A 24,632-nucleotide genomic window follows, 5' to 3' on the forward strand; every position below is an offset into this window, starting at 1 on the left:
GGGGTGCCGAATTGCCCGGCCGCGGGAAGCGGAAACCTACGAAGCGCTCCGATTTGACATTTCAGCCCCCCAACCTGTCGAAACCCCGTGCGGGCGAGATCGTGGCGGTCATCCGCCGCATCCTCCAGGAAAACGGCCGCGAATATCGAGGCGCGTACATCTTCACGATCCTCTGCCTGCTGACCGTGTCGGCGACGACGGCGCTTGCAGCCTGGATCATGAGCCCTGTCGTGAACCAGATATTCTATGAACGGCGCGGCGACCTGATCCCATGGATCTGCGCGGCACTGCTCGGCGCTTTCATCCTGCGCGGCCTTGCCGGCTACGGCCAGGCGGTGACGATGGCCAGGATCGGCAACAATCTGGTGGCGCGCTACCAGCAGCGCATCTTCAACCATCTGATGAAGCTCGGCGTCTCCTTCTTCAACGACACAAGGTCCGGGCGGCTGGCCGCGCAGGTCAACGAGAACGTCAACGGCATTCGCGACCTGTTGTCGATGACGGTGACCTCGACGGCGCGCGACGCCGTCTCGCTGATCGGCCTGGTCGGCGTCATGATCTACCAGGATCCGATACTTTCGCTGAGCTCGCTGCTGATCGGGCCGCCGCTGATCTGGACCGTCACCTACCTGATGCGCCGGGTGCGCCGCATCACGCGCGAATCGGTGCAGATCAACTCGCGGCTGATCGGCGCCATGCAGGAGGCCACACAAGGCATCGCCATCGTCAAGGCCTTCACCATGGAAGACGAGCTGTCGCGCAGGATCAGCAAGCTTGCCGAGGATGCGGAACAGCGCTCGAACAAGATCGCCCGCGTCTCCGAGCGGCTGACGCCGGTTTCCGAGCTGCTGGCCGGCATCGCTTTCGCCAGCGTCATCGCCTATTCCGGTTATCGGGCCACCGTCCTCGGCCAGCCGCCGGGCGCGGTGTTTTCTTTCATCACGGCGCTGACGCTCGCCTATGATCCGGCCCGCCGGCTGGCGCGCATGCAGGTCGGCATGGAACGCGCGCTGGTCAATGCGCGCATGATCTATGAGCTTCTCGACATCGAGCCGCAGCAAAGTGACGCTGCTGGCGCCGCCGAGGCGAAATTCACCTCTGGCGAAGTGCGCTTCGACAAGGTCTCCTTCCGCTATGTCGAGGAGGCGCCGGTCCTGCACGATCTGAGCTTCGTCGCCGCCGCCGGCAAGGTGACGGCCATCGTCGGCGCCTCGGGCGCCGGCAAGACGACATTGGTGGCGCTGCTGCAGCGCTTCTATGACGTCGACGCGGGCAGAATCGAGATCGACGGCCAGGACATCTCGAAGGTCACAAAGCAGTCGCTGCGCGGCTCCATCGCCTATGTCTCGCAGCAGCCCTATCTGTTCGAAGGCACCATCCGCGACAACATCCGCTACGGCCGGCTGAGCGCCACCGATGCCGAGATCGAGCAGGCCGCAAGGCAGGCCGCGGCCGACGATTTCATCCGCCAGCAGCCGCAGGGCTATGACACGCCGGTCGGCGAAAACGGCGTGACGCTGTCGGGCGGCCAGCGCCAGCGCGTGTCGATTGCGCGCGCCATCGTGCGGCAGGCACCGATCCTGTTGCTCGACGAGGCGACATCGGCGCTCGACAACGAGGCCGAAGCCCGCGTCCAGCAGGCGCTCACAAAGGTCATGGAAGGCCGCACCACCATCGTCATCGCGCACCGGCTGTCGACGGTGGTCAACGCCGACCACATCATCGTAATGGAACAGGGCAGGCTGGTCGAAGAGGGCACGCATGCCTCGCTGATGGCCGATCCGCACAGCGTCTATGCGCGTTTCCACCGCATCCAGGGCGTCAAGGGCCTGGGGCTTGTCGACGACAGCGCTCCGATCCAGACTTCGGCCCAAGGCCCAATTCGCAACATCCAGACGCAAAGCATCGCCGGGAGCACGACATGAGCGAGACGCCCGCAACCGACAGGATCGCAAGCGATATGGGCCTGGTGGTGGTCGGCGCCGCCGGCCGCATGGGCCAGACGCTGATCCGTGCCATCCACACCATCCCGGGTGCTCGCGTCATCGGCGCGGTCGAGCGTGCGGGTTCGCCCCATCTGGGCAAGGACGCAGGCGAACTCGCCGGCGTCGGCCGCATCGATGTGGCGATCGGCGATGACCCGCTGCCGGTCTTCGCCAAGGCCGATGGCGTGCTCGATTTCACCACCCCGGCCTCATCAGTCGAGTTCGCCGGCTACGCGGCGCAGGCGCATATCGTCCATGTCATCGGCACAACCGGATGCACGGCCGACGACAACGCCAAGATCGCCGCGGCGGCGCGTCATGCGACGATCGTCAAGTCGGGCAATATGAGCCTTGGCGTCAATCTTCTGGCGGTGCTGGTCGAACAGGCGGCGCGCGCGCTCGATGCAGACGATTTCGACATCGAGGTCCTCGAAATGCACCACAAGCACAAGGTGGACGCGCCGTCGGGCACCGCACTTCTGCTCGGCGAGGCCGCTGCCGCCGGGCGTGGCATCGCGTTGGCCGGCAATGATGTGCGCGTCCGCGATGGGCATACCGGCGTGCGCAAGACGGGCTCGATCGGCTTTGCCACGCTGCGCGGCGGCTCGGTGGTCGGCGATCACAGCGTGCTGCTGGCCGGCACCGGCGAGCGCATCACGCTGGCTCACCATGCCGAGGACCGCGCCATCTTCGCCCGCGGCGCCGTCAAGGCCGCCCTGTGGGCGCGTGGCCGCAAACCGGGACTGTATTCGATGCGGGACGTGCTCGGCCTCAGCTGAGCGGCCAATCCGCCAACTTGCCAATCTGCCAACGTGAAGGGAGAAAATATGTCGAGAACCCTCGTGCTCGTGCGCCACGGCCAGAGCGAATGGAATCTGAAGAACCTGTTCACCGGCTGGCGCGATGTCGACCTGACCGAGCAGGGCCACGCCGAGGCCAAGGCCGCCGGCCAGAAACTCAAGGCGCGCGGCCTGAAGTTCGACATCGCCTTCACCTCGGCGCTGATCCGGGCGCAAAAAACCTGCCAGCACGTTCTCGACGCGGTCGGCCAAAGCGATCTGAAAACCATCCGCGACCAGGCATTGAACGAGCGCGATTATGGCGATCTTTCCGGCCTCAACAAGGACGACGCCCGCAAGAAATGGGGCGAGGAGCAGGTGCATGTCTGGCGCCGTTCCTATGACGTGGCGCCGCCCGCCGGCGAAAGCCTGAAGGACACCGGCGCCCGCGTCTGGCCCTATTACCTGCACGATCTGCAGCCGCATGTGCTGCGCGGCGGCACCGTGCTGGTCGCCGCCCACGGCAACTCGCTGCGCGCCCTGATCATGGCGCTGGACGGCAAGTCGGGGGAGGAGATCGTCAAGCTGGAACTCGGCACCGGCGTGCCGGTCATCTACCAGCTCAACGCCGATTCGACCGTGGCTTCGAAGGAAGTGCTGGAGGGCTGACGGTCCTTGAGCCGGCAAGCAGCAAACGGCTTTGAAAAAAGCGCGTTGACACACATCGCTTGCCCGCTTACATGAGCCCGCACCAGCCCAGATGGCGGAATTGGTAGACGCGCACGGTTCAGGTCCGTGTTCCGCAAGGAGTGGAGGTTCGAGTCCTCTTCTGGGCACCAAATTCCCGTTTCGAACCATTCGACGGTTCAGAAACTCCGAGAAAAGCCCGGTTCGTCCGGGCTTTTTCTTTGCCGCCAACCTCCCCTTCCGGCCAGTCCCCTAACAAACCGCTTCAAACTCCGCGGCCGCTTCGATACGCTCGAAGCCATGTCGCAATCCACCAACCCGATCTTCGGCGCTCGTCGCGATCAAGCCTTCCCCACTCTGGCCGAGGCGGACATCGATCGCATGCGCCGGTTCGGCGAGGCCAGCACCTATGCCGCCGGCGAACCCATCGTTAAAGCCGGCGATGTGGCGCCCGGCCTGATCGTGGTCCTTTCCGGTAAGGTGGACATCACCCAGGATGGTGGGCTCGGCCGGCGCGAGACGATCGTCACGCATGGTGCGGGCAGTTTCGTCGGCGAGCTGGCCCAGCTTTCGGCGCGTCCGTCGCTGGTCAATGCCGAGGCCGCCGAACCGGTGGAGGCGTTCGTCATCCCCTCGCAGAGGCTGCGCGAACTGATGGTGCAGGAGGCCAATCTCGGTGAGCGCATCATGCGGGCGCTGATCCTGCGCCGTGTCGGGCTTTTGGAAAGCGCCACCAGTGGGCCGATCATCATCGGACCTGTCGCCAATGCCGACGTCTTGCGGCTGCAGGGCTTCCTGGCCCGCAGCGGCCAGCCGCACCGCGTGCTGGATTCCGACAGCGATCCTTGCGCCAGAACCCTGGTCGAGCGCTTCGAGGTCGACCCTCACCATCTGCCGATCGTTCTGTGCCCGAACGGCAGGCTGCTGCTCAATCCCGGCGAAAAGGACCTCGCCCGCTGCATCGGCCTGCTGCGGCCGATCGATGCCGACAAATTATACGACGTCGCCATTGTCGGCGCCGGTCCGGCGGGGCTGGCGGCCGCGGTCTATGCGGCGTCAGAAGGGCTGTCGACGATCGTGCTCGATTGCCGTGCCTTCGGTGGACAGGCCGGTGCCTCCTCGCGCATCGAGAACTATCTCGGTTTCCCCACCGGCATTTCTGGCATGGCGCTGATGGCGCGCGCCTACAACCAGGCGCAGAAATTCGGCGTCGAAATGGTGATTCCGGACGAGGTGAAGCTATTGAGTGCCGCCACCGGCAATGCCCGCTACACGCTTGATGTCGGCGACGGCGAAACCGTGCGCACGCGCAGCGTGGTGATAGCCAGCGGCGCGCGCTATCGCCGCCTCGATGTCGCCAATCTGGCTCGGTTCGAGGGAACGTGCGTGCATTATTGGGCGTCGCCCATCGAAGGCCGGCTTTGCGCGGGGCAGGAAGTAGCGCTGGTCGGCGCCGGCAATTCGGCCGGACAGGCGGCGGTCTACCTGGCCAGCCATGCGCGGAAAGTGGCACTGCTGGCGCGCGGCGACAGCCTCGATGCCAGCATGTCACGCTATCTGGTCGAGCGCATCAGGGCGCAGCCGAACATCGAGGTGCTGACCGGGACCGAGGTCGAAGCCCTGGAAGGCGAGGAGGGCAATCTTAGCACGGTGCGCTGGCGCAACCGCGCCAGCGGCGAGGAGACGATGCGCCCGATCCGCCATCTCTTCCTGTTCATCGGCGCCGACCCGAACACGGACTGGCTGGCGAACTGCAACGTGGCGCTGGACGCCAAGGGGTTCGTCCGCACAGGATCGGATTTGGGATCGGCGCAAATGGAGACGAGCCGCAGCGGTGTGTTCGCCATCGGCGACGTTCGCGCCGGCTCGGTCAAACGCGTCGCGGCGGCCGTCGGCGAAGGCGCCCAGGTGGTCGCGGCCTTGCATGCATATCTTGCGCAAGACGGCAGTCACGCCGCCGAGAGCAATTCCAGGAAAAGGGTGTAGCGGCTTTCCCGGGGAAGCGCATGGCGCCTTGTCCCGGGAATTGCGCAAAAGGAATAGTTCGAGCCTGAACGGATCGGGAGAGTGTGATGGCGGATGAATGCAGACACGCGGCGGAGATCAGGGACGTAACGCCGAGCGCGCTCGGCTGCGAGGAATGCCTGAAGAGCGGGTCGGAATGGGTGCACCTGCGGCTCTGCCGCACCTGCGGCCATGTCGGCTGCTGCGACGACTCGCCCAACCGCCACGCCACCAAGCATTTCCACGCGACACGCCATCCGATCATCGAGGGCTACGACCCGCCGGAAGGCTGGGGATGGTGCTACATCGACGAGGTCTTTCTCGACCTCGGCGATCGAACCACGCCACAGAACGGCCCAATCCCGCGCTTTTATTGAGGCAGCGCCAGGGACGTGGCCGGTAGTTCAGCTGTCACGCTGGCTTATGTCGTCGCACGACCTTCCACTCGTGCCAGATCCGCACCATGACGACCGCATCGAAGACGGTCAGGACGAGCAGGCCGGCCGAATGGGTGTATGAGTAGCGGTAGACTTGATAGACCATGAATAAGCCCAATGCCGCGAGCGATGCCGGGTACGACCAGAGCTTGCCTCTCAAGAGCCCGGCAACCAAGGCCAGCTTTATCAGGCCGTGGCTGAGCAGGTAGAAGGCATAAAACTCCTTGCTGGCGATCGAAAAATGGCTTGCCATCTGCGACAGATAGCCAGCTATGAAATCGTTCGGATCCTCGATCAACTCCTCTGCGGTGAAAGCATTGACCCAGGAGGCAATGGCATCGGTGGTGACAATATAAAGCAGGATCCCGCCGATGCATTCGATCAGGGCATGCGCGCCCTTGAGCCATACGCTGACTTCGAAAATCTGATGGATGCGGTGTTCATCGACGGGTTTCAAAAATCCACCTCACGATCAACTACGGAAACTGACGCCAAATGGATGCAGCATTAACGCACTGGATAAACGCCGAGGCCGGGATCAGCCCTTTTCTTGATAAAGCAATGATCGGCGTCTCACAAATCGGCGTTCCCCTCATGGTGGTGGCTGTGGTCCTGCAATGGTGGGCGAAGGTTGACCGTTACCATGTTCGTCACGCGGCCGTGTCGGCCGGTCTGGCGTTCCTGCTCGGTCTTGCGGTCAATCAGTTCATTCTTCTGTTCGTCCATCGGATACGGCCCTATGATGCTGGCGTGACGCATCTGTTGATCGCGCCCAGCGCCGACTGGTCATTTCCTTCCGATCATGCGACAGCCACCGTCGCGATTGTTGCGGCTTTTGCGATGCAAGGTATCCCGCGCCGGACGATTGCGCTTCTCATGATGGCATTCCTGATCTGCTGGTCGAGAATCTACATCGGGACGCATTACCTGACCGACGTTATCGGTGGGGCCATCACTGGCGTCCTGGGTGCCATCGTGGTGCGACTGGCTTTCCGCGAGAACTCCCGGCTCGACAATCTGGTGACCAAAATTCTTTAGCTCGGCGCTGCTCGAAGGCGCGTTCGGGAACGCAATCGAGCTGTTCCGCACCGGACGCGACTTCAAAATCAGCCAGCGAAGTATCGATACCCCAGCCATCCCGCCAGCGCGGCCGAAGCGACCCAGATGCAAGCGATGATCACCGCCGCGATACGGCTCACCGGCCGGTCAGCGGCAAGGGCGGCGGCCTCCCGGTGTTCCGCCATCACCTCGGGCGGTATCATCTTGACGACCGCAAGGATACCCAAGGGGACCAGGATCGCGTCGTCGAGGTAGCCAATCACCGGGATGAAATCGGGGATCAGGTCGATTGGAGACAAGGCGTAACCTGCGACACACACGGCAAGCGCCTTGGCGTACCACGGCGTTCGGGGATCACGCGCGGCAAGGTAGAGCGCATGCACGTCGCGCTTGATCGTTCGCGCCCACTGGTTCAATGACGCAGCCATTGGATGACCTTAGCGCTAAACGACAATGCGCTGATAGCTCGATCAACTGGTCACTGCCGGCTATCGGGCCGTTTTATCGTACGGAGCCCGTGACGGTCCGGTCAATGTCGGGAACGGATTTGCGTTCGTTGCCGGCAAGTGCCGCGATGATCAGCAGGCTGGCAACGACCGGGACAAACAGGATGGCAACGCGGGCTTGCACATAAAAAATCGCGCGCCATTCATTGCGCTTGTCGGGGCTGTCGCTCATCATGCTCACTTTGTCAGACCCCCCGGAGCGGGACATAGCCGCGAACGGTTAAGCAACTCCTTACGACTTTGTTAATGGGCGGAATTGAGGCGAAGTTCTCGGTGACCCGCGCCTTCCTAGTTCGGGGCAGGCATGCGATTCTGCCGGGATGATTCGGGAGATCGAGACCGCGATGCTCTTTCGTACGACAGCACTTGCGGCTTTGGTCTTCACCACCTCGGCGCAGGCCGCCGACATGGCCTTCTTCATCAAGAACCTGCGCAAGGAAGCGGTTGCGGTCGAGCTGTTCAGCCGCGAACGCGAAACGGTCTGGCCGGGCAACGACAAGGTATTCCTGATCGACCCCGGCTCGCAGAAATCCGTGCCGCTGTCGTGCAATCAGGGCGAGCACATCTGCTACGGCGCCTGGGTCGATGGCAACGACAGCATTTCCGCCGGCGTCGGACCGGACAATGACCAGCCCTGCGACACCTGCTGCTTTATCTGCGTGGAGCACTCGACCGAGACGATCGACCTGGTGCCATAGGGGAGACGCACGCCGATATCCCCAAAATCAGTTCGGGAATTGTTGCAATCATCCCTTTAGCGATTCAATGCGGCATGCGATGGTTGCTTCGCGGCCGGATGGGCCGCTACTTCAGGGGGTTACCATGTTTTATACCTATGCGCGCCGCACGCTGGTCGCGCTTTCTCTCGTCATGGTGTTCGCGCCGGCGGCACATGCCGACGATGTCACCTTTGCCATCAAGAACAGCCATCCCAACGCCATGCGCGTCGAGCTCTACAGCCAGGACCGTGACTATGTCTGGCCGGGTGAGGACAAGGATTTCTACCTCGACGACGGCGAGACCAAGCAGCTGCCGATATCCTGCAACGCCGGCGAATCGATCTGCTACGGCGCCTGGGTCGATGGCGACGAGGGGACCTATTGGGGTGTCGGCCCCGGCAACAAGGAAAAATGCGAGGATTGCTGCTATACCTGCAACGGCGGCGAAACCGAGGAGATCAATCTGGTCCCCTGACCGGGTTGCCAGCTTGACGGTCCTCCTGCCGAACCCATAGACCAATTCCAGGAAAAGTGTGGAGCGGCTTTCCGTCCAGAATTGCGTCAAAAGAGAGCCTGCACGAATACCCAGAGCGCGCCGCGCCGGTTGACGCGACGCGCTTCAGGCAGAAGGAGCACGGCAATGGCCGGTATGGTCGAAGGCGACAAGATCGACGTCGGGTTTTCCGGCAGGCGCTGCATCCATTCGCGAAACTGTGTGCTCGGCGATCCGCATGTCTTCGTGCCCAACGCTCCGGGCCAGTGGATTCATCCCGAGGCGGCAAGCGTCGAGAAGATCGTCGCCATCGCCGAAAGCTGCCCCTCGGGCGCCATCACTTACATCAGGAAGGATGGTGGGCCGCAGGAGCAGCCGCCGGTGGTCAACACCGTTCGGTTGCGGGAAAACGGACCGCTGGCCGTGCACGCCGAGATCGTGCTCGACGGCGAAACGTTTTACCGCGCCACGCTGTGCCGCTGCGGCGCGTCCGAAAACAAGCCGTTCTGCGACGGCAGCCACAACAAATCAGGTTTTGCCGCCACCGGCGAACCGCCGCTGAAGGACACGCCGGCGCTCGAGGCGAGGAACGGCCCGCTGACGGTGACGCCGACCACCAACGGCCCGCTCAAGCTCGAAGGCAATGTCGAGATCGTCACCGGCACCGGCCACACGGTCGATCGTACCCGACGCACCTTCCTCTGCCGCTGTGGCCATTCCGCCAACAAGCCGTTTTGCGATGGTACGCACAAGAAGGTGGGGTTTGTCGGGTAGCCAGCGGGTAGTCGTTTTGGCTTACCCGCCAGGGCGGCGATCCTTCACACCCCCCTCTGTCCTGCCGGACAGAGGGGGGTGCTGTCCCGCTGACCTTGCTTGTTCCCGACAACAACCACGCCTGGTGGCCCAGCGCTCGCGGCTTTATTGCCCGCTCCGTATCGGCTAAGGGCAGGGGCACATAAATTCGCCAGCCGGACCGCCGCAAAAGATGATCACCAAGACCAAGCCAAGGCCACTGTTCCTCGGGATCGACACCGGCGGCACCTATACCGATGCCGTGCTGTGGTCCGAGACGGAAGGCAAGCAAGAGGGGCCCAACAAGGGCAAGGTGCTGGCCAAGGCCAAGGCGCTGACCACACGGCATGATCTGGCCGTCGGAATTTCCGGCGCCGTCGACGCGGTGCTGCTGAAGGCCGGCACCGATCCCGCCGCCATCAAGCTGGTTTCGATGTCGACGACGCTAGCCACCAACGCATTGGTCGAGGGCCAGGGCGGCCGCGTCGCGCTGGTGATGATCGGCTTTTCCGAGGGAGACCTCGCCCGCGACGGACTGAAAGCCGCACTCGGCACCGACCCGGTGGTTTTTTGCCCGGGCGGCCACGACGTGCACGGCAATGCCGCCAAGCTCGATCTGTCCGGGCTGGAAATGGCGCTGCCGGAACTCGGCGCCTCTGTGTCCGGCTTTGCCGTCTGCGCCTATTTCGCCACCCGCAATCCGGCGCACGAGATCGCCGCCCGCGAGCTGATCCGCGAAAAGACCGGCCTGCCGGTCACATCAAGCCACGAACTGTCTGCCAAGCTCGGCGGCCCTCGCCGGGCGCTGACCACGCTGCTCAACGCCAGGCTGATCTCGATGATCGACCGGCTGGTGGCGGCGACCGAAGGCTTCCTCGAGCAGCGCAACATCGCGGCACCGCTGATGGTGGTACGTGGCGACGGCGCGCTGGTTTCGGCGGCGTTCGCCCGCCAGCGGCCGATCGAGACCATCCTCTCCGGCCCGGCCGCCAGCCTGGTCGGCGCCCGCCACATGACCGGGCTCGACAATGCCATGGTGTCCGACATCGGCGGCACCACCACCGACGTCGCCGTGCTCGACGGCGGCCGGCCGCGGCTCGATCCGGAAGGCGCCACCGTCGGCGGCTTCCGCACCATGGTCGAGGCCGTCGCCATGCGCACCTTCGGCCTCGGCGGCGATTCCGAAGTGACGCTGGAGGATGGCGCGCTCAACCCGAAAATACTGCTCGGACCGCGCCGCCTGGTGCCGCTGGCGCTGGCCGGCATGGCGCATGGCAATGCCGTCACATTGGAACTCGAACGTCAGCTGCGGGCGCCCAATCCCGGCCGCATGGACGGCCGCTTCGCGGTGCGCACCGGCGTGCCGGACCGGCTCGCCGCGGGACTGACCGGCGCCGAAGCCCGGCTCTACGAGATGATCGGTGCCACGCCGGTCGCCATCGACAGGCTTTTGACCTCGAACGCGCAGAACGCGACGCTGAACCGGCTGGTGTCGCGCGGGCTGGTGCATATCGCCGGCTTCACGCCGTCGGATGCCGCCCATGTGCTGGGCAAGCAGGCGAACTGGGATCCGGTCGCGGCTCGCCTCGGTGCCGAGCTGTTCGCGCGCAAGCGCGACGGCCGTGGCCAGCCGATCGCCGCTTCGCCGGAAGCGATCTCGGAGCGCGTGCTGGTGACGCTGACGCGCTGGTCGGCCGAATATATTCTCGAAACCGCCTTTGCCGAGGACGGCCTCGACGGGGCGTCGACGGTGGCGCACGCGCTGGTCCAGCGCGCCGTCGACGCGCATCCCGGCATCGCTCGCCTGAGCGTCGCACTCGACCGCCCGGTCATCGGCCTCGGCGCCTCGGCGCCGCTGCACTATGCGGGGCTACCGCCCTTGATCGGCAATGAGTGCGTGGTGCCGGAAGATACCGATGTCGCCAATGCGCTCGGCGCCGTCGTCGGTCAGGTCAGGGTGTCGGCCGAGGCGCGGGTCAGCCAGCCCAAGGAAGGGCTGTTTCGTCTCGCCTCGGGTGAAACCGTGCGCGATTTCCTCGACGAGGCGGCGGCGATCGCGGCGGCCGAGGCCGATGTCCGCGCCATCGTCGCGGAGCGCGCGAAGGAAGCCGGCACCGACAGCGCCGAAATCGACGTCGCAACCGAATTCCGCGTCTCGACCGTCGAAGCCCAGCGCATGTTCATCGAGGCGCATGTGGTGGCGGTGGCGTCTGGACGGCCAAGGATTGCGGTGTGAGCGCGACATCTCCTCCCTCGAGGGGGAGATGTCGCCGAAGGCGACAGAGGGGGTCGGTCCGACCGGGCGCGATCTTCAGCCAGAGACGAGGTTGGCGCTCCACGCGCGGCGACCCCCTCTGGCCTGCCGGCCATCTCCCCTCGATGGGCCCTCGACCGGAGAGATTGGCAGCTGCGCCGGCCGCTTAAATACGCCACCTTCACCCTAAGCTGAATTGACCCTGCCACCCTGACATGCCAAAGGCCCGCAAAGCCTTTCATCTGGAGTAGCCTGATGACCGATCGCATCGAGATCGCCGGATTGCAGATCGCCCGCGAGCTGCATGAGTTCGTGGCCAAGGAAGCGCTGCCCGGCACCGGCATCGAAGCGGACGCCTTCTGGAACGGGTTTTCAGCCATCGTCCATGACCTGGCGCCGAAGAACCGGGTACTGCTCGAAAAACGCGACGCCATGCAGGAAAAGCTCGACGGCTGGTATCGCGAGAATGGCGCGCCCGTCGACATGGAGGCCTACAAGGGCTTCCTCAGGGAGATCGGCTATCTCCTCCCCGAAGGTCCGGCTTTCAGCGTGTCGACCGACAATGTCGACCCGGAAATCGCAGTCGTTGCCGGCCCGCAGCTGGTGGTGCCGGTGATGAATGCGCGTTATGCGCTGAACGCCGCCAATGCGCGCTGGGGCTCGCTCTACGACGCGCTCTACGGCACCGACGCGATCCCAGAGACGGACGGCGCCGAGAAGGGCGGGAAATTCAACCCGGCGCGCGGTGCCAAGGTCGTCGCCTGGACAAAGGGCTTTCTCGACGAGGCTGCCCCGCTCACCTCGGGCAAGTGGGCAGGCGTGAACGGCCTGTCGGTGGCCAATGGCGCGCTGAAGCTCGGCGCCGGCGCCGGCTCGACCACGCTGGCCAACCCGAAACAATTCGTCGGCCATCGCGGCGACGCCGCCAATCCGGGTGCCGTGCTGCTGGTCAGGAACGGCCTGCACATCGAGATCGTGATCGACCGCAACAACCAGATCGGCCGCACCGATCCGGCAGGCGTCGCCGATGTCATTCTGGAATCGGCGTTGACCACCATCCAGGATTGCGAGGATTCGGTCGCGGCGGTGGATGCGCAGGACAAGGTCGTCGTCTACCGCAACTGGCTCGGCCTGATGAAGGGCGACCTGGCGGAAGAGATCACCAAGGGCGGCAAGAGTTTTGTCCGCAGGCTCAACCCCGACCGCTCCTACGCCGCCCCTGACGGCGGCACGCTGACCGTGCCTGGCCGCTCGCTGATGCTGGTCAGGAATGTCGGTCACCTCATGACCAGCCCGGCAATCCTTGACCGCGACGGCAAGGAGGTGCCGGAGGGCATCATGGATGCGGCGATGACGGCGCTGATCGCGCTGCACGATGTCGGGCCTGAGGGGCGGCGGATGAACTCCCGCGCGGGCTCGATGTATGTCGTGAAACCCAAGATGCACGGGCCGGAGGAAGTCGCCTTCGCCGTCGAGATATTCGACCGTGTCGAGGCCCTGCTCGGCATGGCCAGGAACACCGTCAAGATGGGCATCATGGACGAAGAACGGCGCACCACCGTCAACCTCAAGGAGGCCATCCGCGCCGCGAAAGAGCGCGTGGTGTTCATCAACACCGGCTTCCTCGACCGCACCGGCGACGAGATCCATACCTCGATGGAAGCCGGCCCGATGATCCGCAAGGGCGACATGAAGCAGGCCGCCTGGATTTCCGCCTACGAGGCCTGGAATGTCGACACCGGGCTCGAATGCGGCCTGGCCGGCCGTGCCCAGATCGGCAAGGGCATGTGGGCGATGCCGGATCTGATGGCGGCGATGCTGGTCGAGAAGATCGCCCACCCCAAGGCCGGCGCCAACACCGCCTGGGTGCCGTCGCCGACGGCGGCGACGCTGCACGCCACCCACTACCACAAGGTCGATGTGCATGCCGTGCAGGCGGCGCTGAAGAGCCGGCCCAAGGCGAAGCTCGATGACATCCTGTCGGTGCCGGTGGCGGTTCGGCCGAACTGGACGCCGGACGAGATCCAGCGCGAACTCGACAACAACGCGCAAGGCATTCTCGGCTACGTCGTGCGCTGGATCGACCAGGGCGTCGGCTGTTCGAAAGTGCCAGACATCAACGATGTCGGGCTGATGGAAGACCGTGCCACGCTGCGCATCTCCTCGCAGCACATCGCCAACTGGCTGCGCCACCATGTCTGCTCGCGCATCCAGGTGATGGATGCCTTGCAGCGCATGGCGACCATCGTCGACCGGCAGAATGTCGGCGATCCGCTCTACCGCCCGATGGCGCCCGACTTCGACAACTCGATCGCCTTCCAGGCGGCCTGCGACCTGGTGTTCAAGGGCAGCAATCAGCCCAACGGCTACACCGAGCCGGTGCTGCACGCGCGACGGCTGGAATTGAAGGCGAAGCAGGGCTGAACAGGCACAAGCGGCGGCGAAATTGTCGTCGACGGTCTTGATCGGCTGGGGTTTTTCTTCTCGACCAGCGGCTGCTGCCGTCAATGGGCGGCAGGTCTTCGACCCTGCTGCCGGCCAGAGAGAAGGCCTTAGGAAGCTGTGTGGTCCAGGAGCCGAATGGTGGGATCGCGGCGGTATTCGGAGTTGACGCGATCGACGCCTTCCACCGTAATCGCGATCGTCCCGTTTTCCACTCTTGCTATCCAGCCTTTTGCTTTTAGATACCAGAGATGAAACTCGAGATGTTCTCGCGGACAGCCTGACAAGCGTTCAAGTTCTACATCTCCGATCCCCGGATTGGTGACGTCGTGACGGCGCTTCGCGTAAAGCAGCGAGAGCAGTTTGGCCTGGATCACGACATCCCGCTCGATGCCTTTGGTGTTGCTGGCTTCCTCGGTCAACTCGCGGCGAAGGCCGGCGTGGTCTTTATACGCGATGTCATATTGAGCGCGCTTGACCGGATCCTTGAGCGTATTGTGGGCTTCCACGATTTCGCTGAAGCGCGCTTCATCGCCAGTCTGCTGATTGTCTGGATGATAGCGCATCGCAAAATAGCGGAATATGCGCTCCAGCGTCTCCGAGTTGGCGTTCGGGCTGACTTCCAAAACTTCGTAATAGTCTATGAACATAGCGGTACACCCTCTGCTGCCACCATATTCGTATTGTCTGAATAAGGAATGTCCAATGCAGCAGCCAAGGCTTTAGTCCGGCATCGACGACGGCCACGCTTCTGGACGAGGAAAAAAGGGCCGGCGCCCGTTCGGTGGGGGCCGTTGGGTGGTGAGGACGCCGGCCAAGCGGACAATCAGGTCCGCCGCACCGCAGAGATGGTCGATTCGTAAGGGAATGGTTATGGCGTGATCGCGGAAGGCAACGTGGCGTCGCCAACGCGACGAGGCGCGCATCTTGATCCCGTAAGCTTGCAAATTTGCTAAATTAGTGAAAACTTAACTAACGGGTGGTCAAGCGGGTGGCAAAACGATGTATTTTCCGCGGTTCCTGGTGGGCATGTCCGCCACCACAATCATCGTGGCGATCTGGGCCTACATTGAAGCCGGATCGGTCTGGGTGGCGTTCGGATGGGCCATTCTTGCAATGGTCGTGCTTCAGGCGGGATATTTCGGCCTCGTTGTTCACTTGATATTCAGGCGAGCACCGGAAGTGTCCGACGCCCGTGCGACGCCGGCAGACCCAACGTCACCGTTGATGTTGTGGCCCTGGTGAATGGTCGTTCGGCAGGGTTGGCTTGACGCGCTAACATGCTGCCGGATTTTCGACGGCAGGGACCAAGATCACAACCGCAAGCATAGTGATCGGCAGTCAGCAGCCTACGCGGCCTGCGCCATGCGCTCCGAACTCATGCGGTAGGAAATTGCCTCTGCCAGGTGGATGCGGCCGACGGTTTCGCTGGTGTCGAGATCGGCCAGCGTGCGCGCCACTTTCAGCACCCGGTGGTAAGCCCGTGCCGAAAAGGCGAGCTTTTCGCTGGCGTCCTTGAGCAGCGAGAGGCCGGCGGCGTCAGGCATGGCGATCTCCTCGATGACAGAGGGCGAGCAATGCGCGTTGGTGGTGGCGCGGGTGGCGCCGAGCCGCTCGAAGCGCTCGCGCTGGATGGTGCGGGCTTGCGCCACGCGCAGCGCCACATCGGCGCTTTTCTCCGCCCGGTCGGGCCGGATCAGATCGCTGGCCGAGACCGCCGGCACCTCGATCCGGAGATCGATGCGGTCGAGCAACGGGCCCGAGATGCGCGCCTGGTAGTCGGTGCGGCAGCGCTCGCCGCGCAGGCAGCGATAGCCCGGCTCGCCAGCCATGCCGCAGCGGCACGGGTTCATCGCCGCGACCAGTTGAATGCGCGCCGGATAGGTGACGCGATGATTGGCGCGCGCGATCATGCAGTCGCCGGTCTCGAGCGGCTGGCGCAGCGCATCGAGCGTCTGCGGCGTGAATTCGGGAAACTCGTCGAGAAACAGCACTCCATGATGGGCGAGCGACACTTCGCCCGGCCGTGCGCGGATGCCACCGCCGACCATCGCCGCCATCGAGGCCGAATGGTGCGGCGCGCGGAACGGCCGCCGGTCGGTCAACTTGCCTTCGCCGAGTTCTCCCGCCACCGAGGCGATCATCGAGACCTCAAGCAATTCCTTCGGCGCCAGCGGCGGCAGGATCGACGGCAGCCGCTGCGCCAGCATCGATTTGCCCGAGCCGGGCGGCCCGATCATCAGAAGGTTATGACCCCCGGCCGCAGCCACTTCCAGCGCCCGCTTGGCGGTCTCCTGGCCCTTGATGTCGGCAAGGTCGGGCAGGTCGCGCGCCGCGGCGTGGATGCCGGCTTCCGGCCGCGACAGCACCTGCGTGCCGCGAAAATGATTGGCGATAGCGATCAGGCTGCGCGGCGCCAGAATGTCGATTTCCTTGCCTGCCCAGGCCGCTTCCGGCCCGCAGGCAAATGGGCAGATCAGGCCCTTGCCCTCTGCATTGGCGGCAATCGCCGCAGGCAAGGCGCCGGCGACCGCGGCAATCGTGCCGTCGAGCGACAATTCGCCGAGCACGACATAGCCGGCCAGCATGTCGCCGGGTATCGCGCCAAGGGCCGCCATCAGGCCGAGCGCGATCGGCAGGTCGTAATGGCTGCCCTCCTTCGGCAGGTCGGCGGGCGCCAGATTGACCGTGACCTTCTTCGACGGCATCGACAGGCCCGATGCATGCAGCGCCGCCTGCACCCGCTCGCGGCTTTCCGCCACCGCCTTGTCGCCAAGGCCGACTATATGCATGTTGACCTTGCCGGGCGCGATCATCACCTGCACGTCGACCGGCACGGCCTCGATGCCCTGGAAAGCGACCGTGCGAACCCGCGCCACCATTTTCCCACCCCGATTGTGGGCTTGCCCGAGCCCGCGCTGTTAGGGCGTTAGAGCCCCTTTGGCGAGACAATCACAATTCCCCGGCCAAATCAAGAACATTACAGGAACACGTTAGCGCGCAGGTTGCAACCGAATAGAGCTCGGTTGCAAAAAGCGGAACATGATTAAGACCAAATGAAGACGGTTACTTCCGTCGCTTGTCCTCGACCGCGTCCCAGAACAGGCTGGCGATGTCGGCGCCGCCGAAGCGCTGCACTTCGCGCACGCCGGTCGGCGAGGTCACGTTGATCTCGGTCATGTAGTCGCCGATGACATCGATTCCGACGAGGATGAAGCCGCGCTCTTTCAGCGCCGGCCCGATGCGGGCGCAAATCTCGCGCTCGCGTTCCGTCAGCTCGGTCTTTTCGGCGCGGCCGCCGACATGCATGTTGGAGCGGGAATCGTGTTCGGCCGGCACCCGGTTGATGGCACCGACCGGTTCGCCGTCGATCAGGATGATGCGCTTGTCGCCCTTGCGAACGTCCTTCAGATAGCGCTGCACGATATAGGGCTCGCGGAACATCTGGCCGAACATTTCGAGCAGCGAGGCAAGGTTGCGGTCGGCCTCGTGCAGATGGAAGATGCCGGCGCCGCCATTGCCGTAGAGCGGCTTGATGATGATGTCGCCGAACTCCTTGCGAAAGGCGGCGACCTCAATCGGATCCTTGGTGATCAGCGTGTCCGGCATCAGGTCGGCAAATTCGGTGACGAAGATCTTTTCCGGGCTGTTGCGCACCCAGGCCGGATCGTTGACGACCAGCGTCTTGGGATGGATGCGTTCAAGGATATGCGTGGTGGTGATGTAGTTCATGTCGAAGGGCGGATCCTGCCTGAGCAGGACGACGTCCATCTCCGACAGATCGGTGCGCACCTTCTCGCCCAGCGAATAGTGGCTGCCCTTCTCGTCGCGCACCTGCATTTCCTCGATGCGGGCAAACACCTTGCCGTCGCGCAGCGACAGCCGCTCGGGCGTGTAGTGGAACAGTTGGTGGCCGCGCCGCTGCGCTTCCAGCGACAGCGCGAACGAGGTGTCGCCGGTGATCGACACGGTGGAGATGTGGTCCATCTGGACGGCGATTTTCAACTTCATGGCGGGTCTCCGGCGGACTCGGATGCGACTGTCTTGCCTGTACAGGCTCACCGTGCGTCTGCCAATCGCGACATTTCCAGGATTGGCATATGCAAGGCGCAAAGCCAGGCCGGCCCCGATCTTGCCGGCCACATGGAGACAAGGCGAGGCGCCGCGTCATCCAGCGGCGGGAAACGACTGAAGACGTGCGTGAAAACAAAGGTTTGACGCACCCCGTCTCGACCTTCCCGAAGGTCATGCGCTTTACCCGTGAAAAATCTATTTCGCGATACGTTTCCTAAAGGGTTTGCTGCCAGTCTCGAAATAAATTCCGACGTCACAAAACAGGGACACCGATGCAAACTTCGTTTGGCACCGGTCAGGCAAACAGGGAGAGCACGGATCTGGCATTCACAGATCCGTTGACCGGGCTTGGCAACCATCGCCGCTTCTTCGACAAGGTCGATCGCCTGATCAGCGACCGTGCCGACGACCCCGCGCCCTTCACCGTCGGCATCCTCGACCTGGACGGCTTCAAGCCGATCAACGACCTGTTCGGACACAAGGCCGGTGACGACATCCTGATCCAGGTGGCGATGCGGCTGCGCGCCTCGATGGACGACTATTCCACGGTCTGCCGCATCGGCGCCGACGAATACGCTTTTCTGTATCCGATGGTGTTCAGCGAGGAGGCGGCGGCTGAAAAATCCCGTATGCTGATCGAGATCCTGTCGGCGCCCTACGATGTCGGCGAACGCACCGCCAGGCTCACGGCTTCGGTCGGTTGCTCGCTGTTCTATTCGGGTGACGAGACCACCGAGATCCTCATCAACAAGGCGGAAACGGCGCTCTATCACGCCAAGCGCTCCGGGCGTGGCCGCGTCGTCGTCTACACCCGCGAGATGGAAGAGGCGGCCAAGCGCGTCACCCGCATCGAACAGGCGCTGCGCCGCGCCGTCTCGGCCGGCGAGGTGGAGCCGCATTTCCAGCCGATCGTCGACCTCAACACGCGCCGCACCATCGGCTTCGAGACGCTGGCGCGCTGGACCGATCGCGACCTGGGCTCCGTGCCGCCCACCGTCTTCATCCCCATCGCCGAGGAGCGCGGCATCATCGGCCCGCTGTCGCAGCTGGTGCTGCGCAAGGCGACCGAGGCGGCCCGGAGCTGGCCGAAGGACCTGTTCCTGTCGTTCAACCTGTCGCCCTCGCAGCTCGTCGACCAGAATACCGGCCTGCATATACTGGCGATCCTCGAGCGAACCGGCTTCGATCCGCGCCGGCTGGAGATCGAGATCACCGAAACCGGCCTGATGAACGATCCTGCCTCGGCGGCGCAGATCGTCGAAGACCTGCGTCGCGTCGGCATCCGTGTCTCGCTCGACGATTTCGGCACCGGCCAGTCCTCGCTCGGCCGCTTGCGCGAATTCCATTTCGACAAGCTCAAGATCGACCGCGCCTTCGTCTCCTCCATTCTCAACGACCGTCCGTCGGAACACATCATCCGCGCCATTCTCGCCATGTGCGAGGGGCTCGGCATGGACGTCGTCGCCGAAGGCATCGAGCAGGAAGCACAGGCCGACCGTCTGGTCCAGTTCGGCTGCGCCGGCGGGCAAGGCTATCTGTTCGGCAAGCCGGTCGATGCCGACGCCACGCTAGGCTATCTCCGCGATTCTTTCCGCGGCGCCCTGCGCGCCAACGCGATCTGACCGGCGATCTCGAACCGCCGCCAATCCCGACGATGCCGCTGTCCGCAATCCAGTGCGGCGCATTGTCGTTTTGTCTGACATATGCCCAAAAATCCGACCGTTCGCCCTTGCCCACGCTGCTTGCGTGGCTAGGATGCGCGCCGGTCTGACTACAGCGCCGCGCGTCCTTCAGGACGTGCAAGGACGCTGTAGCACTTTATATTCGCGCATGATCCCTTTCCGAAAATCGGTCCGATTTCGGGGTCAGGCTGGGAGACGAGAGAGATGATGCCATCGGCGCATTTTGCCGACCTCGAAGGCGCCTCGGTGCTGATCACCGGCGGCGGCTCCGGAATTGGCGCGGCACTGACCGAGGGTTTTGTGCGCCAGGGCGCCAATGTCGCCTTCATCGACATCGCCGACGGGCCAAGCACGATACTTGTCGACCGCATCGAGAAAGAGTTCGGCAAACGGCCACTCTATCTCAAGACCGATCTGCGCGACGTCGAGGCCTTGCGGGCGTCGGCTCTCAGGGCGGCCGAGGCGCATGGCGATGTCACCGTGCTGGTCAACAATGCCGCATGGGACGAACGCCACGCCGTCGAGGACGTGACGGTCGAGTTCTGGGACAACAACCAGGCAATCAATCTGCGGCCGCATTTCTTCACCGCGCAAGTGGTGGCGCCGGGCATGAAGCGGGCCGGCGGCGGCTCGATCATCAACTTCACCTCGACATCCTATCTCATCAACCACCCCGACATGCCGTCCTACACGGCCGCCAAGGCCGGCATCCTCGGCCTCACCAAGGGGCTGGCCGGCAAGCTCGGCGTCGACGGCATCCGCGTCAACGCCATTGCGCCGGGCTGGGTGATCACCGAGCGGCAGAAAGAACTCTGGGTGACCGAACAGGCGCTTGCCGCCCATGTCGCCAAGCAGTGCATCAAGCAGGTCATGCAGCCGGACGACATCGTCGGCACCGTGCTGTTCCTCGCCTCGGACGCCTCGCGCATGCTGACCGCGCAGATGCTGATCGTCGATGGAGGTTTCCTGTGAGCCCTGGGTTTGCCAGCAACGCGCCGGCGGTAGCGGCCGTCGACTGGGGCACGACCCGCATGAGGGTCTGGCTGATCGACGGGCAAGGCAAGGTGCTAGCCGAACGCCGTGGCGACGATGGCCTGATCACTGCCCAGCAAAAGGGCTTTTCGACTATTCTCGAAGGGCATCTCGCGGCGATGGGAGCACCGGGAGCGCTGCCCGTCATCATCTGCGGCATGGCCGGGTCTCGCCAGGGCTGGCTTGAGGCGCCCTACGTCACCGTGCCGGCGCCGCTCAGTGCCGTTCTCGGCGGCGCTGCCAAGGTGCCCGGCCAGAGCCGCGACATCCGCATCGTTCCTGGCCTCGCCCAGCGGCTGGCCGACGCGCCCGACGTCATGCGGGGCGAGGAAACGCAGCTCGCCGGCACCGGCCTGCCGGCCAAGGGACGCCAGCTGGTCTGCATGCCCGGCACCCATTCGAAATGGGTGCTGGTCGAGGACGGCGCCGTCGCCGGTTTCGGGACCTGGCCGACGGGCGAGCTGTTTTCCGTGCTTGCCGCGCACTCGATCCTGCGCCATTCGCTCGGCGAACATCCCAAGCCCGTCACATCAGGCAATCCCTTCTTCCGCCGCTGGTGTGAAACCGCATTGGGCGAAGGCGGCGATGTCACCTCGCGGCTGTTTTCCATCCGCGCCGCCGGCCTGCTGCAGGAGCTGGAAGCCGACGATGCCGCGGCCTGCCTGTCCGGCCTTCTGATCGGTGGCGAGATCGCCTCCGCCAGCCGCCGTCATGGCGCCGGCGCGGAACCTGTCGTGCTGATCGCCTCCGGCGCTTTGGCCACGCTTTACAGTGAGGCACTCGGCCTCGCGGGGCTCGGCGTGCGGGTTGTCGATGCCGACGAGGCGGTGCGTGCCGGGCTCATTGAAGCCGCGCGCGAAAACAGCATGATCGCCAGGATTGGAGCAGCCCGATGAGCCAGACCGCACCTTTTCCTAAGCTCAAGCGCGGGCTGGTCGCCATCCTGCGCGGGCTGAAACCGACCGAGGCGACGGCAATAGGCCAGGCACTGTTCGACGCCGGCATCGAGGCGATCGAAGTGCCGCTCAATTCACCGGAGCCGTTCTCTTCGATCGCCAGGATTGTCGAAGTCCTGCCGAAAAAGGCCCTGGTCGGCGCTGGCACGGTGCTGACGCCAGCTGATGTCGATAGCTTGCACATGGCTGGCGGGCGGCTGCTGGTCAGCCCCAACATCGATGCCGAGGTGATGGCGCGTGCGATGCACTATGGCATGGTGACGATGCCCGGCGTGTTCACGCCGACCGAGGCTTTCTTGGCGATCAAGCTTGGCGCCTCGGCCCTGAAATTCTTCCCGGCGAGCGTGCTCGGCGCCGTCGGTATTTCCGCGATGCGCGCGGTGTTGCCGGCGCAAACGGTGGTCGGCGCCGTCGGCGGCGTCTCCGAAAAAGACTTTGCCGGCTACAAGGCCGCGGGTGTGACGGCCTTTGGACTTGGCTCCAGCCTGTTCAAGCCGGGCATGAGTGTCGACGAGGTGGCCGCGCGGGCTCGGGCGGCGGTGACGGCCTGGGATGCAGCATTCGGCGGAGACGCATGATGAGCGAAGCGAGCGTGTCGGTTTTCTCCGATCATATCTGCCAGCTCGGCGAAGGTCCGAGCTACGACCCCGCCACCGATGCGCTGTTCTGGTTCGACATCGTCAACGGCCTTTTGCTGGAGCAGGGCGTCGCCTCCGGCGCGCTGAAGATCCATGAGCTTGGCCAGATGGCGAGCGCCATCGCCATCATCGACGACAAGCGCCAGCTGATCGCCACCGAGACCGGCCTTTTTGTCCGCGACGTCGCGACCGGCACCATGACGCTGCATACACCTGTTGAAGCCGACAATGCGCTGACGCGCTCCAACGATTCGCGCGTCCATCCCTGCGGCGCCTTCTGGGTCGGCACGATGGCCAAGGACGAGGCCAAGGGCGCGGGCTCGATCTACTGGTTCTCCAGGGGTGAGTTGCGCAAGCTGTTTTCCGACATCACCGTCTCCAACTCGATCTGCTTTTCGGAAGATGGCGCGCTCGCCTACTACACCGACACCTCGACCGGGTTGCTGATGCGGATTGCCTGCGACCCGGCCACCGGCCTGCCCATCGGCGACCCGAAAATCTTCGTCGATCACCGCTCGTCCAAGGGTTATGTCGACGGCTCGGTCGTCGACCGTGACGGCGTGCTGTGGAACGCCGTCTGGGGCGGTAAGGTGGTCAAGGCCTATTCGCCTGAAGGCGCGCTGCTGCGCGAAATCCCGATGCCGGTGACGCAGCCATCCTGTCCGGCCTTCGTCGGCAAGAACGCCGACCGGCTGGCGGTGACTTCCGCCTGGAAGGGCAAGGACGAGAAGCAGCGCCAGCTCGATCCGCAGGCGGGCATGACCTTTCTGCTCGACATCAAGGTCAACGGCCGCTTCGAGCCGCGCGTGCTGATCGCCTGAACCGCATTCCGCGGTCGGCCGGCTGTCACGCAGGCGCCCGCGCCGTGTCGGTTTCGCGAGAGCCGATTGCCTTCACCGTGCGATGGTGGGCGATCGCATCGCCGGGAATTTGATCTCATGCCGAGCCGCAAGCCCAGACTGATCCTCGTCCATGAGCCGGAAAAGGCCTGCCTGGACCGTCTGGTCGCCGACGGTCATGCACCGGAGCGTGCCACCGAAATCGCGTCCTATCTGGCGCAGTCGACCGATCTCGCTCCTGAATTCGAGGCGCTTGGCCGCGCCTGCAAGGTACGCGGCCTGTCTTTCGCGCCGGTGGCGTTCGACGAGGCGTCGGGCGTGCTCGCCGGCGAGGACCCCGGCATGACGCTGGTCTGGACGCTGACCGACGGCATCGCCTATTTCCGGGGCGGGGCGGCACCCGCTCTGGCGAGACTGGGCGGGTTCAAGACGATCGGCGCCGACGATGCGCTGTTTGCACTCTGCCAGGACAAGTTCCGCTCCGGCGCCGTGCTTGGCGCGCTCGGCCTGCCGGTGCCGCAAGCCGGGCTAGCGCGCGACGGCAAATGGCTGGTCGAGCCACCGGCTGCGCCCGCCGGTTGGTTCGTCAAGCCCAACCGGCTTGGCGCCAAGATCGGCATCTGGCCGGATTCACGCTGCAATGATCTCGGCCACGCGCTGGAGCTCAGCCGGCGTGTGTTCGCCGCCTATCGCGATGATGTCGTCGTGCAGCCCTATGTCGCCGGCCGCAACGTGCGCGCCAGCTTCCTCGGCTTGGTGCCAGACGCCGGTGTCGAAGCGCTTGGCGTCGCCTTTGTCGATTCAGGCGCGGATTTCCAGACCATGGCGGACAGCCTGGCGCTCTACGGCGACACCGGCGAGGCAGCGAAGGCGGCGGGACACTATGCCGAACCGGAACTCGTTGCGGTTGCCGACAGCCAGCCGGCCGCCGACGCAAGCATTCGCGCGATCGCCGAGCGGCTGATGAACGGGCTCGGCCTGCGCGACGTGTTTTCCATCGATTTCAGGGTCGAGGCCGACGACACCGTCCATCTCATCGAGTTCGAGGTCTGCCCTGGCCTGCCCTGCTTCGATTTCCGCGCCTATTGCCGCCAGCAATGGGGTCTCGAGCTTGTCGACGCCATGGCCGAAACCGCGGCAAGCCGGCTGACTGGTCCGCGCCGCAGCAACTAGAGCGGGATGATTTTAGGTTCGGTCATAGCCGGCCTCGAGGAAGTAATTTCGGCATTCGTTTGAAGTGACAATTTCGAGGGT

General features: G+C 64.4%; 24 protein-coding genes and 1 tRNA gene. 19 read left to right on the plus strand and 6 right to left on the minus strand.

Annotation, left to right across the window (positions count from 1 at the left end; genetic code table 11):
• Positions 1 to 53 precede the first annotated feature (53 nt).
• The 6 genes from NKH03_RS22065 to NKH03_RS22090 all read left to right on the plus strand — a co-directional run bounded on the left by NKH03_RS22065 (position 54) and on the right by NKH03_RS22090 (position 5,832).
• On the plus strand, positions 54 to 1,925 hold the full coding sequence (locus NKH03_RS22065) for an ABC transporter ATP-binding protein (protein ID WP_352880341.1): 1,872 nt from the start codon (positions 54 to 56) through the stop codon (positions 1,923 to 1,925).
• Positions 1,922 to 2,764 carry a 4-hydroxy-tetrahydrodipicolinate reductase gene (gene dapB, locus NKH03_RS22070; protein ID WP_352970523.1) on the plus strand — a complete coding sequence of 281 codons (843 nt, stop codon included), beginning with the start codon at positions 1,922 to 1,924 and terminating at the stop codon, positions 2,762 to 2,764. Before NKH03_RS22065 ends, dapB begins: the two co-directional genes overlap by 4 nt.
• A 48-nt stretch (positions 2,765 to 2,812) precedes the next feature.
• A complete protein-coding gene (locus NKH03_RS22075; RefSeq protein WP_023762619.1) occupies positions 2,813 to 3,433 on the plus strand; it encodes a 2,3-bisphosphoglycerate-dependent phosphoglycerate mutase in 621 nt (206 codons plus the stop codon).
• A gap of 85 nt (positions 3,434 to 3,518) precedes the next feature.
• Positions 3,519 to 3,603 (plus strand) — tRNA-Leu (locus NKH03_RS22080).
• 148 nt (positions 3,604 to 3,751) lie between these two features.
• Positions 3,752 to 5,437 carry an FAD-dependent oxidoreductase gene (locus NKH03_RS22085; protein WP_352970525.1) on the plus strand — a complete coding sequence of 562 codons (1,686 nt, stop codon included), beginning with the start codon at positions 3,752 to 3,754 and terminating at the stop codon, positions 5,435 to 5,437.
• A gap of 86 nt (positions 5,438 to 5,523) precedes the next feature.
• Positions 5,524 to 5,832: a UBP-type zinc finger domain-containing protein gene (locus NKH03_RS22090; protein WP_352870301.1), complete on the plus strand. Its 309-nt coding sequence runs from the start codon at positions 5,524 to 5,526 to the stop codon at positions 5,830 to 5,832.
• A 34-nt stretch (positions 5,833 to 5,866) separates the two neighbouring features.
• On the opposite strand, the gene NKH03_RS22095 is transcribed toward NKH03_RS22090, so the two are convergent.
• A complete protein-coding gene (locus NKH03_RS22095; protein ID WP_352970528.1) occupies positions 5,867 to 6,349 on the minus strand; it encodes a DUF2127 domain-containing protein in 483 nt (160 codons plus the stop codon).
• A 38-nt stretch (positions 6,350 to 6,387) separates the two neighbouring features.
• On the opposite strand from NKH03_RS22095, the gene NKH03_RS22100 reads away from it, so the two are divergent.
• Positions 6,388 to 6,930: a phosphatase PAP2 family protein gene (locus tag NKH03_RS22100; RefSeq protein WP_352970530.1), complete on the plus strand. Its 543-nt coding sequence runs from the start codon at positions 6,388 to 6,390 to the stop codon at positions 6,928 to 6,930.
• A 68-nt stretch (positions 6,931 to 6,998) separates the two neighbouring features.
• Here NKH03_RS22100 and NKH03_RS22105 read toward each other — a convergent pair whose 3' ends face one another.
• Complete coding sequence (locus NKH03_RS22105) at positions 6,999 to 7,379, minus strand: YkvA family protein (RefSeq protein ID WP_352880331.1); 381 nt, start codon at positions 7,377 to 7,379, stop codon at positions 6,999 to 7,001.
• Between the two features lie 73 nt (positions 7,380 to 7,452).
• Positions 7,453 to 7,632 carry a hypothetical protein gene (locus NKH03_RS22110; RefSeq protein ID WP_352970548.1) on the minus strand — a complete coding sequence of 60 codons (180 nt, stop codon included), beginning with the start codon at positions 7,630 to 7,632 and terminating at the stop codon, positions 7,453 to 7,455.
• 169 nt (positions 7,633 to 7,801) lie between these two features.
• Here NKH03_RS22110 and NKH03_RS22115 point away from each other — a divergent pair, with 169 nt between their 5' ends.
• From NKH03_RS22115 to NKH03_RS22135, 5 genes are all read left to right on the plus strand, one after another.
• On the plus strand, positions 7,802 to 8,155 hold the full coding sequence (locus NKH03_RS22115) for a hypothetical protein (protein ID WP_352870297.1): 354 nt from the start codon (positions 7,802 to 7,804) through the stop codon (positions 8,153 to 8,155).
• Between the two features lie 124 nt (positions 8,156 to 8,279).
• A complete protein-coding gene (locus NKH03_RS22120) occupies positions 8,280 to 8,651 on the plus strand; it encodes a hypothetical protein (RefSeq protein ID WP_352870296.1) in 372 nt (123 codons plus the stop codon).
• A 165-nt stretch (positions 8,652 to 8,816) separates the two neighbouring features.
• Complete coding sequence (locus tag NKH03_RS22125) at positions 8,817 to 9,443, plus strand: CDGSH iron-sulfur domain-containing protein (RefSeq protein ID WP_352870295.1); 627 nt, start codon at positions 8,817 to 8,819, stop codon at positions 9,441 to 9,443.
• Between the two features lie 211 nt (positions 9,444 to 9,654).
• Complete coding sequence (locus tag NKH03_RS22130; protein WP_352970532.1) at positions 9,655 to 11,697, plus strand: hydantoinase/oxoprolinase N-terminal domain-containing protein; 2,043 nt, start codon at positions 9,655 to 9,657, stop codon at positions 11,695 to 11,697.
• A 273-nt stretch (positions 11,698 to 11,970) separates the two neighbouring features.
• A complete protein-coding gene (locus NKH03_RS22135) occupies positions 11,971 to 14,139 on the plus strand; it encodes a malate synthase G (protein ID WP_352970534.1) in 2,169 nt (722 codons plus the stop codon).
• Between the two features lie 128 nt (positions 14,140 to 14,267).
• Here NKH03_RS22135 and NKH03_RS22140 read toward each other — a convergent pair whose 3' ends face one another.
• Positions 14,268 to 14,807 (minus strand): DnaJ domain-containing protein, encoded by a 540-nt coding sequence (locus NKH03_RS22140; RefSeq protein ID WP_352870292.1) that lies wholly within the window; start codon positions 14,805 to 14,807, stop codon positions 14,268 to 14,270.
• Positions 14,808 to 15,159: 352 nt separating this feature from the next.
• Between NKH03_RS22140 and NKH03_RS22145 the strand changes: the two genes are divergently transcribed.
• Positions 15,160 to 15,402: an exopolysaccharide production repressor protein gene (locus NKH03_RS22145; RefSeq protein ID WP_352970536.1), complete on the plus strand. Its 243-nt coding sequence runs from the start codon at positions 15,160 to 15,162 to the stop codon at positions 15,400 to 15,402.
• Between the two features lie 104 nt (positions 15,403 to 15,506).
• Here the strand turns inward: NKH03_RS22145 and NKH03_RS22150 are convergent, their stop codons facing one another.
• Both NKH03_RS22150 and gshB read right to left on the minus strand, forming a co-directional pair.
• Positions 15,507 to 17,039 carry a YifB family Mg chelatase-like AAA ATPase gene (locus NKH03_RS22150; RefSeq protein WP_352970539.1) on the minus strand — a complete coding sequence of 511 codons (1,533 nt, stop codon included), beginning with the start codon at positions 17,037 to 17,039 and terminating at the stop codon, positions 15,507 to 15,509.
• Positions 17,040 to 17,223: 184 nt separating this feature from the next.
• Positions 17,224 to 18,168, minus strand: coding sequence for a glutathione synthase (gshB, locus tag NKH03_RS22155; protein ID WP_352970541.1), 945 nt, complete (start codon positions 18,166 to 18,168; stop codon positions 17,224 to 17,226).
• Between the two features lie 335 nt (positions 18,169 to 18,503).
• On the opposite strand from gshB, the gene NKH03_RS22160 reads away from it, so the two are divergent.
• From NKH03_RS22160 to NKH03_RS22185, 6 genes are all read left to right on the plus strand, one after another.
• Positions 18,504 to 19,853: a putative bifunctional diguanylate cyclase/phosphodiesterase gene (locus NKH03_RS22160; RefSeq protein ID WP_352870288.1), complete on the plus strand. Its 1,350-nt coding sequence runs from the start codon at positions 18,504 to 18,506 to the stop codon at positions 19,851 to 19,853.
• Positions 19,854 to 20,117: 264 nt separating this feature from the next.
• A complete protein-coding gene (locus tag NKH03_RS22165) occupies positions 20,118 to 20,885 on the plus strand; it encodes an SDR family NAD(P)-dependent oxidoreductase (protein WP_352870287.1) in 768 nt (255 codons plus the stop codon).
• Positions 20,882 to 21,841 carry a 2-dehydro-3-deoxygalactonokinase gene (locus tag NKH03_RS22170; RefSeq protein ID WP_352970543.1) on the plus strand — a complete coding sequence of 320 codons (960 nt, stop codon included), beginning with the start codon at positions 20,882 to 20,884 and terminating at the stop codon, positions 21,839 to 21,841. Before NKH03_RS22165 ends, NKH03_RS22170 begins: the two co-directional genes overlap by 4 nt.
• Complete coding sequence (locus NKH03_RS22175) at positions 21,838 to 22,479, plus strand: 2-dehydro-3-deoxy-6-phosphogalactonate aldolase (RefSeq protein WP_352970544.1); 642 nt, start codon at positions 21,838 to 21,840, stop codon at positions 22,477 to 22,479. Before NKH03_RS22170 ends, NKH03_RS22175 begins: the two co-directional genes overlap by 4 nt.
• A complete protein-coding gene (locus tag NKH03_RS22180) occupies positions 22,479 to 23,360 on the plus strand; it encodes an SMP-30/gluconolactonase/LRE family protein (RefSeq protein ID WP_352970546.1) in 882 nt (293 codons plus the stop codon). Before NKH03_RS22175 ends, NKH03_RS22180 begins: the two co-directional genes overlap by 1 nt.
• Positions 23,361 to 23,477: 117 nt before the next feature.
• Entirely contained in the window at positions 23,478 to 24,551 is a 1,074-nt protein-coding gene (locus tag NKH03_RS22185; protein ID WP_352870283.1) for a D-alanine--D-alanine ligase family protein, read from the plus strand.
• The last annotated feature ends 81 nt before the right edge of the window (positions 24,552 to 24,632 follow it).

The organism is Mesorhizobium sp. M1406 (assembly GCF_040317555.1).
Classification (GTDB): domain Bacteria; phylum Pseudomonadota; class Alphaproteobacteria; order Rhizobiales; family Rhizobiaceae; genus Mesorhizobium.

Bases quoted from the DNA above. Each gene is read 5' to 3' on its own strand.
- NKH03_RS22140 (WP_352870292.1), bottom strand. From the start codon at position 14,807: ATGTTCATAGACTATTACGAAGTTTTGGAAGTCAGCCCGAACGCCAAC.
- NKH03_RS22150 (WP_352970539.1), bottom strand. From the start codon at position 17,039: ATGGTGGCGCGGGTTCGCACGGTCGCTTTCCAGGGCATCGAGGCCGTG.
- NKH03_RS22075 (WP_023762619.1), top strand. From the start codon at position 2,813: ATGTCGAGAACCCTCGTGCTCGTGCGCCACGGCCAGAGCGAATGGAAT.
- NKH03_RS22160 (WP_352870288.1), top strand. From the start codon at position 18,504: ATGCAAACTTCGTTTGGCACCGGTCAGGCAAACAGGGAGAGCACGGAT.
- NKH03_RS22100 (WP_352970530.1), top strand. From the start codon at position 6,388: ATGGATGCAGCATTAACGCACTGGATAAACGCCGAGGCCGGGATCAGC.
- gshB (WP_352970541.1), bottom strand. From the start codon at position 18,168: ATGAAGTTGAAAATCGCCGTCCAGATGGACCACATCTCCACCGTGTCG.
- NKH03_RS22090 (WP_352870301.1), top strand. From the start codon at position 5,524: ATGGCGGATGAATGCAGACACGCGGCGGAGATCAGGGACGTAACGCCG.
- NKH03_RS22165 (WP_352870287.1), top strand. From the start codon at position 20,118: ATGATGCCATCGGCGCATTTTGCCGACCTCGAAGGCGCCTCGGTGCTG.
- NKH03_RS22180 (WP_352970546.1), top strand. From the start codon at position 22,479: ATGAGCGAAGCGAGCGTGTCGGTTTTCTCCGATCATATCTGCCAGCTC.
- NKH03_RS22120 (WP_352870296.1), top strand. From the start codon at position 8,280: ATGTTTTATACCTATGCGCGCCGCACGCTGGTCGCGCTTTCTCTCGTC.
- NKH03_RS22130 (WP_352970532.1), top strand. From the start codon at position 9,655: ATGATCACCAAGACCAAGCCAAGGCCACTGTTCCTCGGGATCGACACC.
- NKH03_RS22135 (WP_352970534.1), top strand. From the start codon at position 11,971: ATGACCGATCGCATCGAGATCGCCGGATTGCAGATCGCCCGCGAGCTG.
- NKH03_RS22085 (WP_352970525.1), top strand. From the start codon at position 3,752: ATGTCGCAATCCACCAACCCGATCTTCGGCGCTCGTCGCGATCAAGCC.
- NKH03_RS22145 (WP_352970536.1), top strand. From the start codon at position 15,160: ATGTATTTTCCGCGGTTCCTGGTGGGCATGTCCGCCACCACAATCATC.
- NKH03_RS22110 (WP_352970548.1), bottom strand. From the start codon at position 7,632: ATGATGAGCGACAGCCCCGACAAGCGCAATGAATGGCGCGCGATTTTT.
- NKH03_RS22125 (WP_352870295.1), top strand. From the start codon at position 8,817: ATGGCCGGTATGGTCGAAGGCGACAAGATCGACGTCGGGTTTTCCGGC.
- dapB (WP_352970523.1), top strand. From the start codon at position 1,922: ATGAGCGAGACGCCCGCAACCGACAGGATCGCAAGCGATATGGGCCTG.
- NKH03_RS22185 (WP_352870283.1), top strand. From the start codon at position 23,478: ATGCCGAGCCGCAAGCCCAGACTGATCCTCGTCCATGAGCCGGAAAAG.
- NKH03_RS22105 (WP_352880331.1), bottom strand. From the start codon at position 7,379: ATGGCTGCGTCATTGAACCAGTGGGCGCGAACGATCAAGCGCGACGTG.
- NKH03_RS22175 (WP_352970544.1), top strand. From the start codon at position 21,838: ATGAGCCAGACCGCACCTTTTCCTAAGCTCAAGCGCGGGCTGGTCGCC.
- NKH03_RS22115 (WP_352870297.1), top strand. From the start codon at position 7,802: ATGCTCTTTCGTACGACAGCACTTGCGGCTTTGGTCTTCACCACCTCG.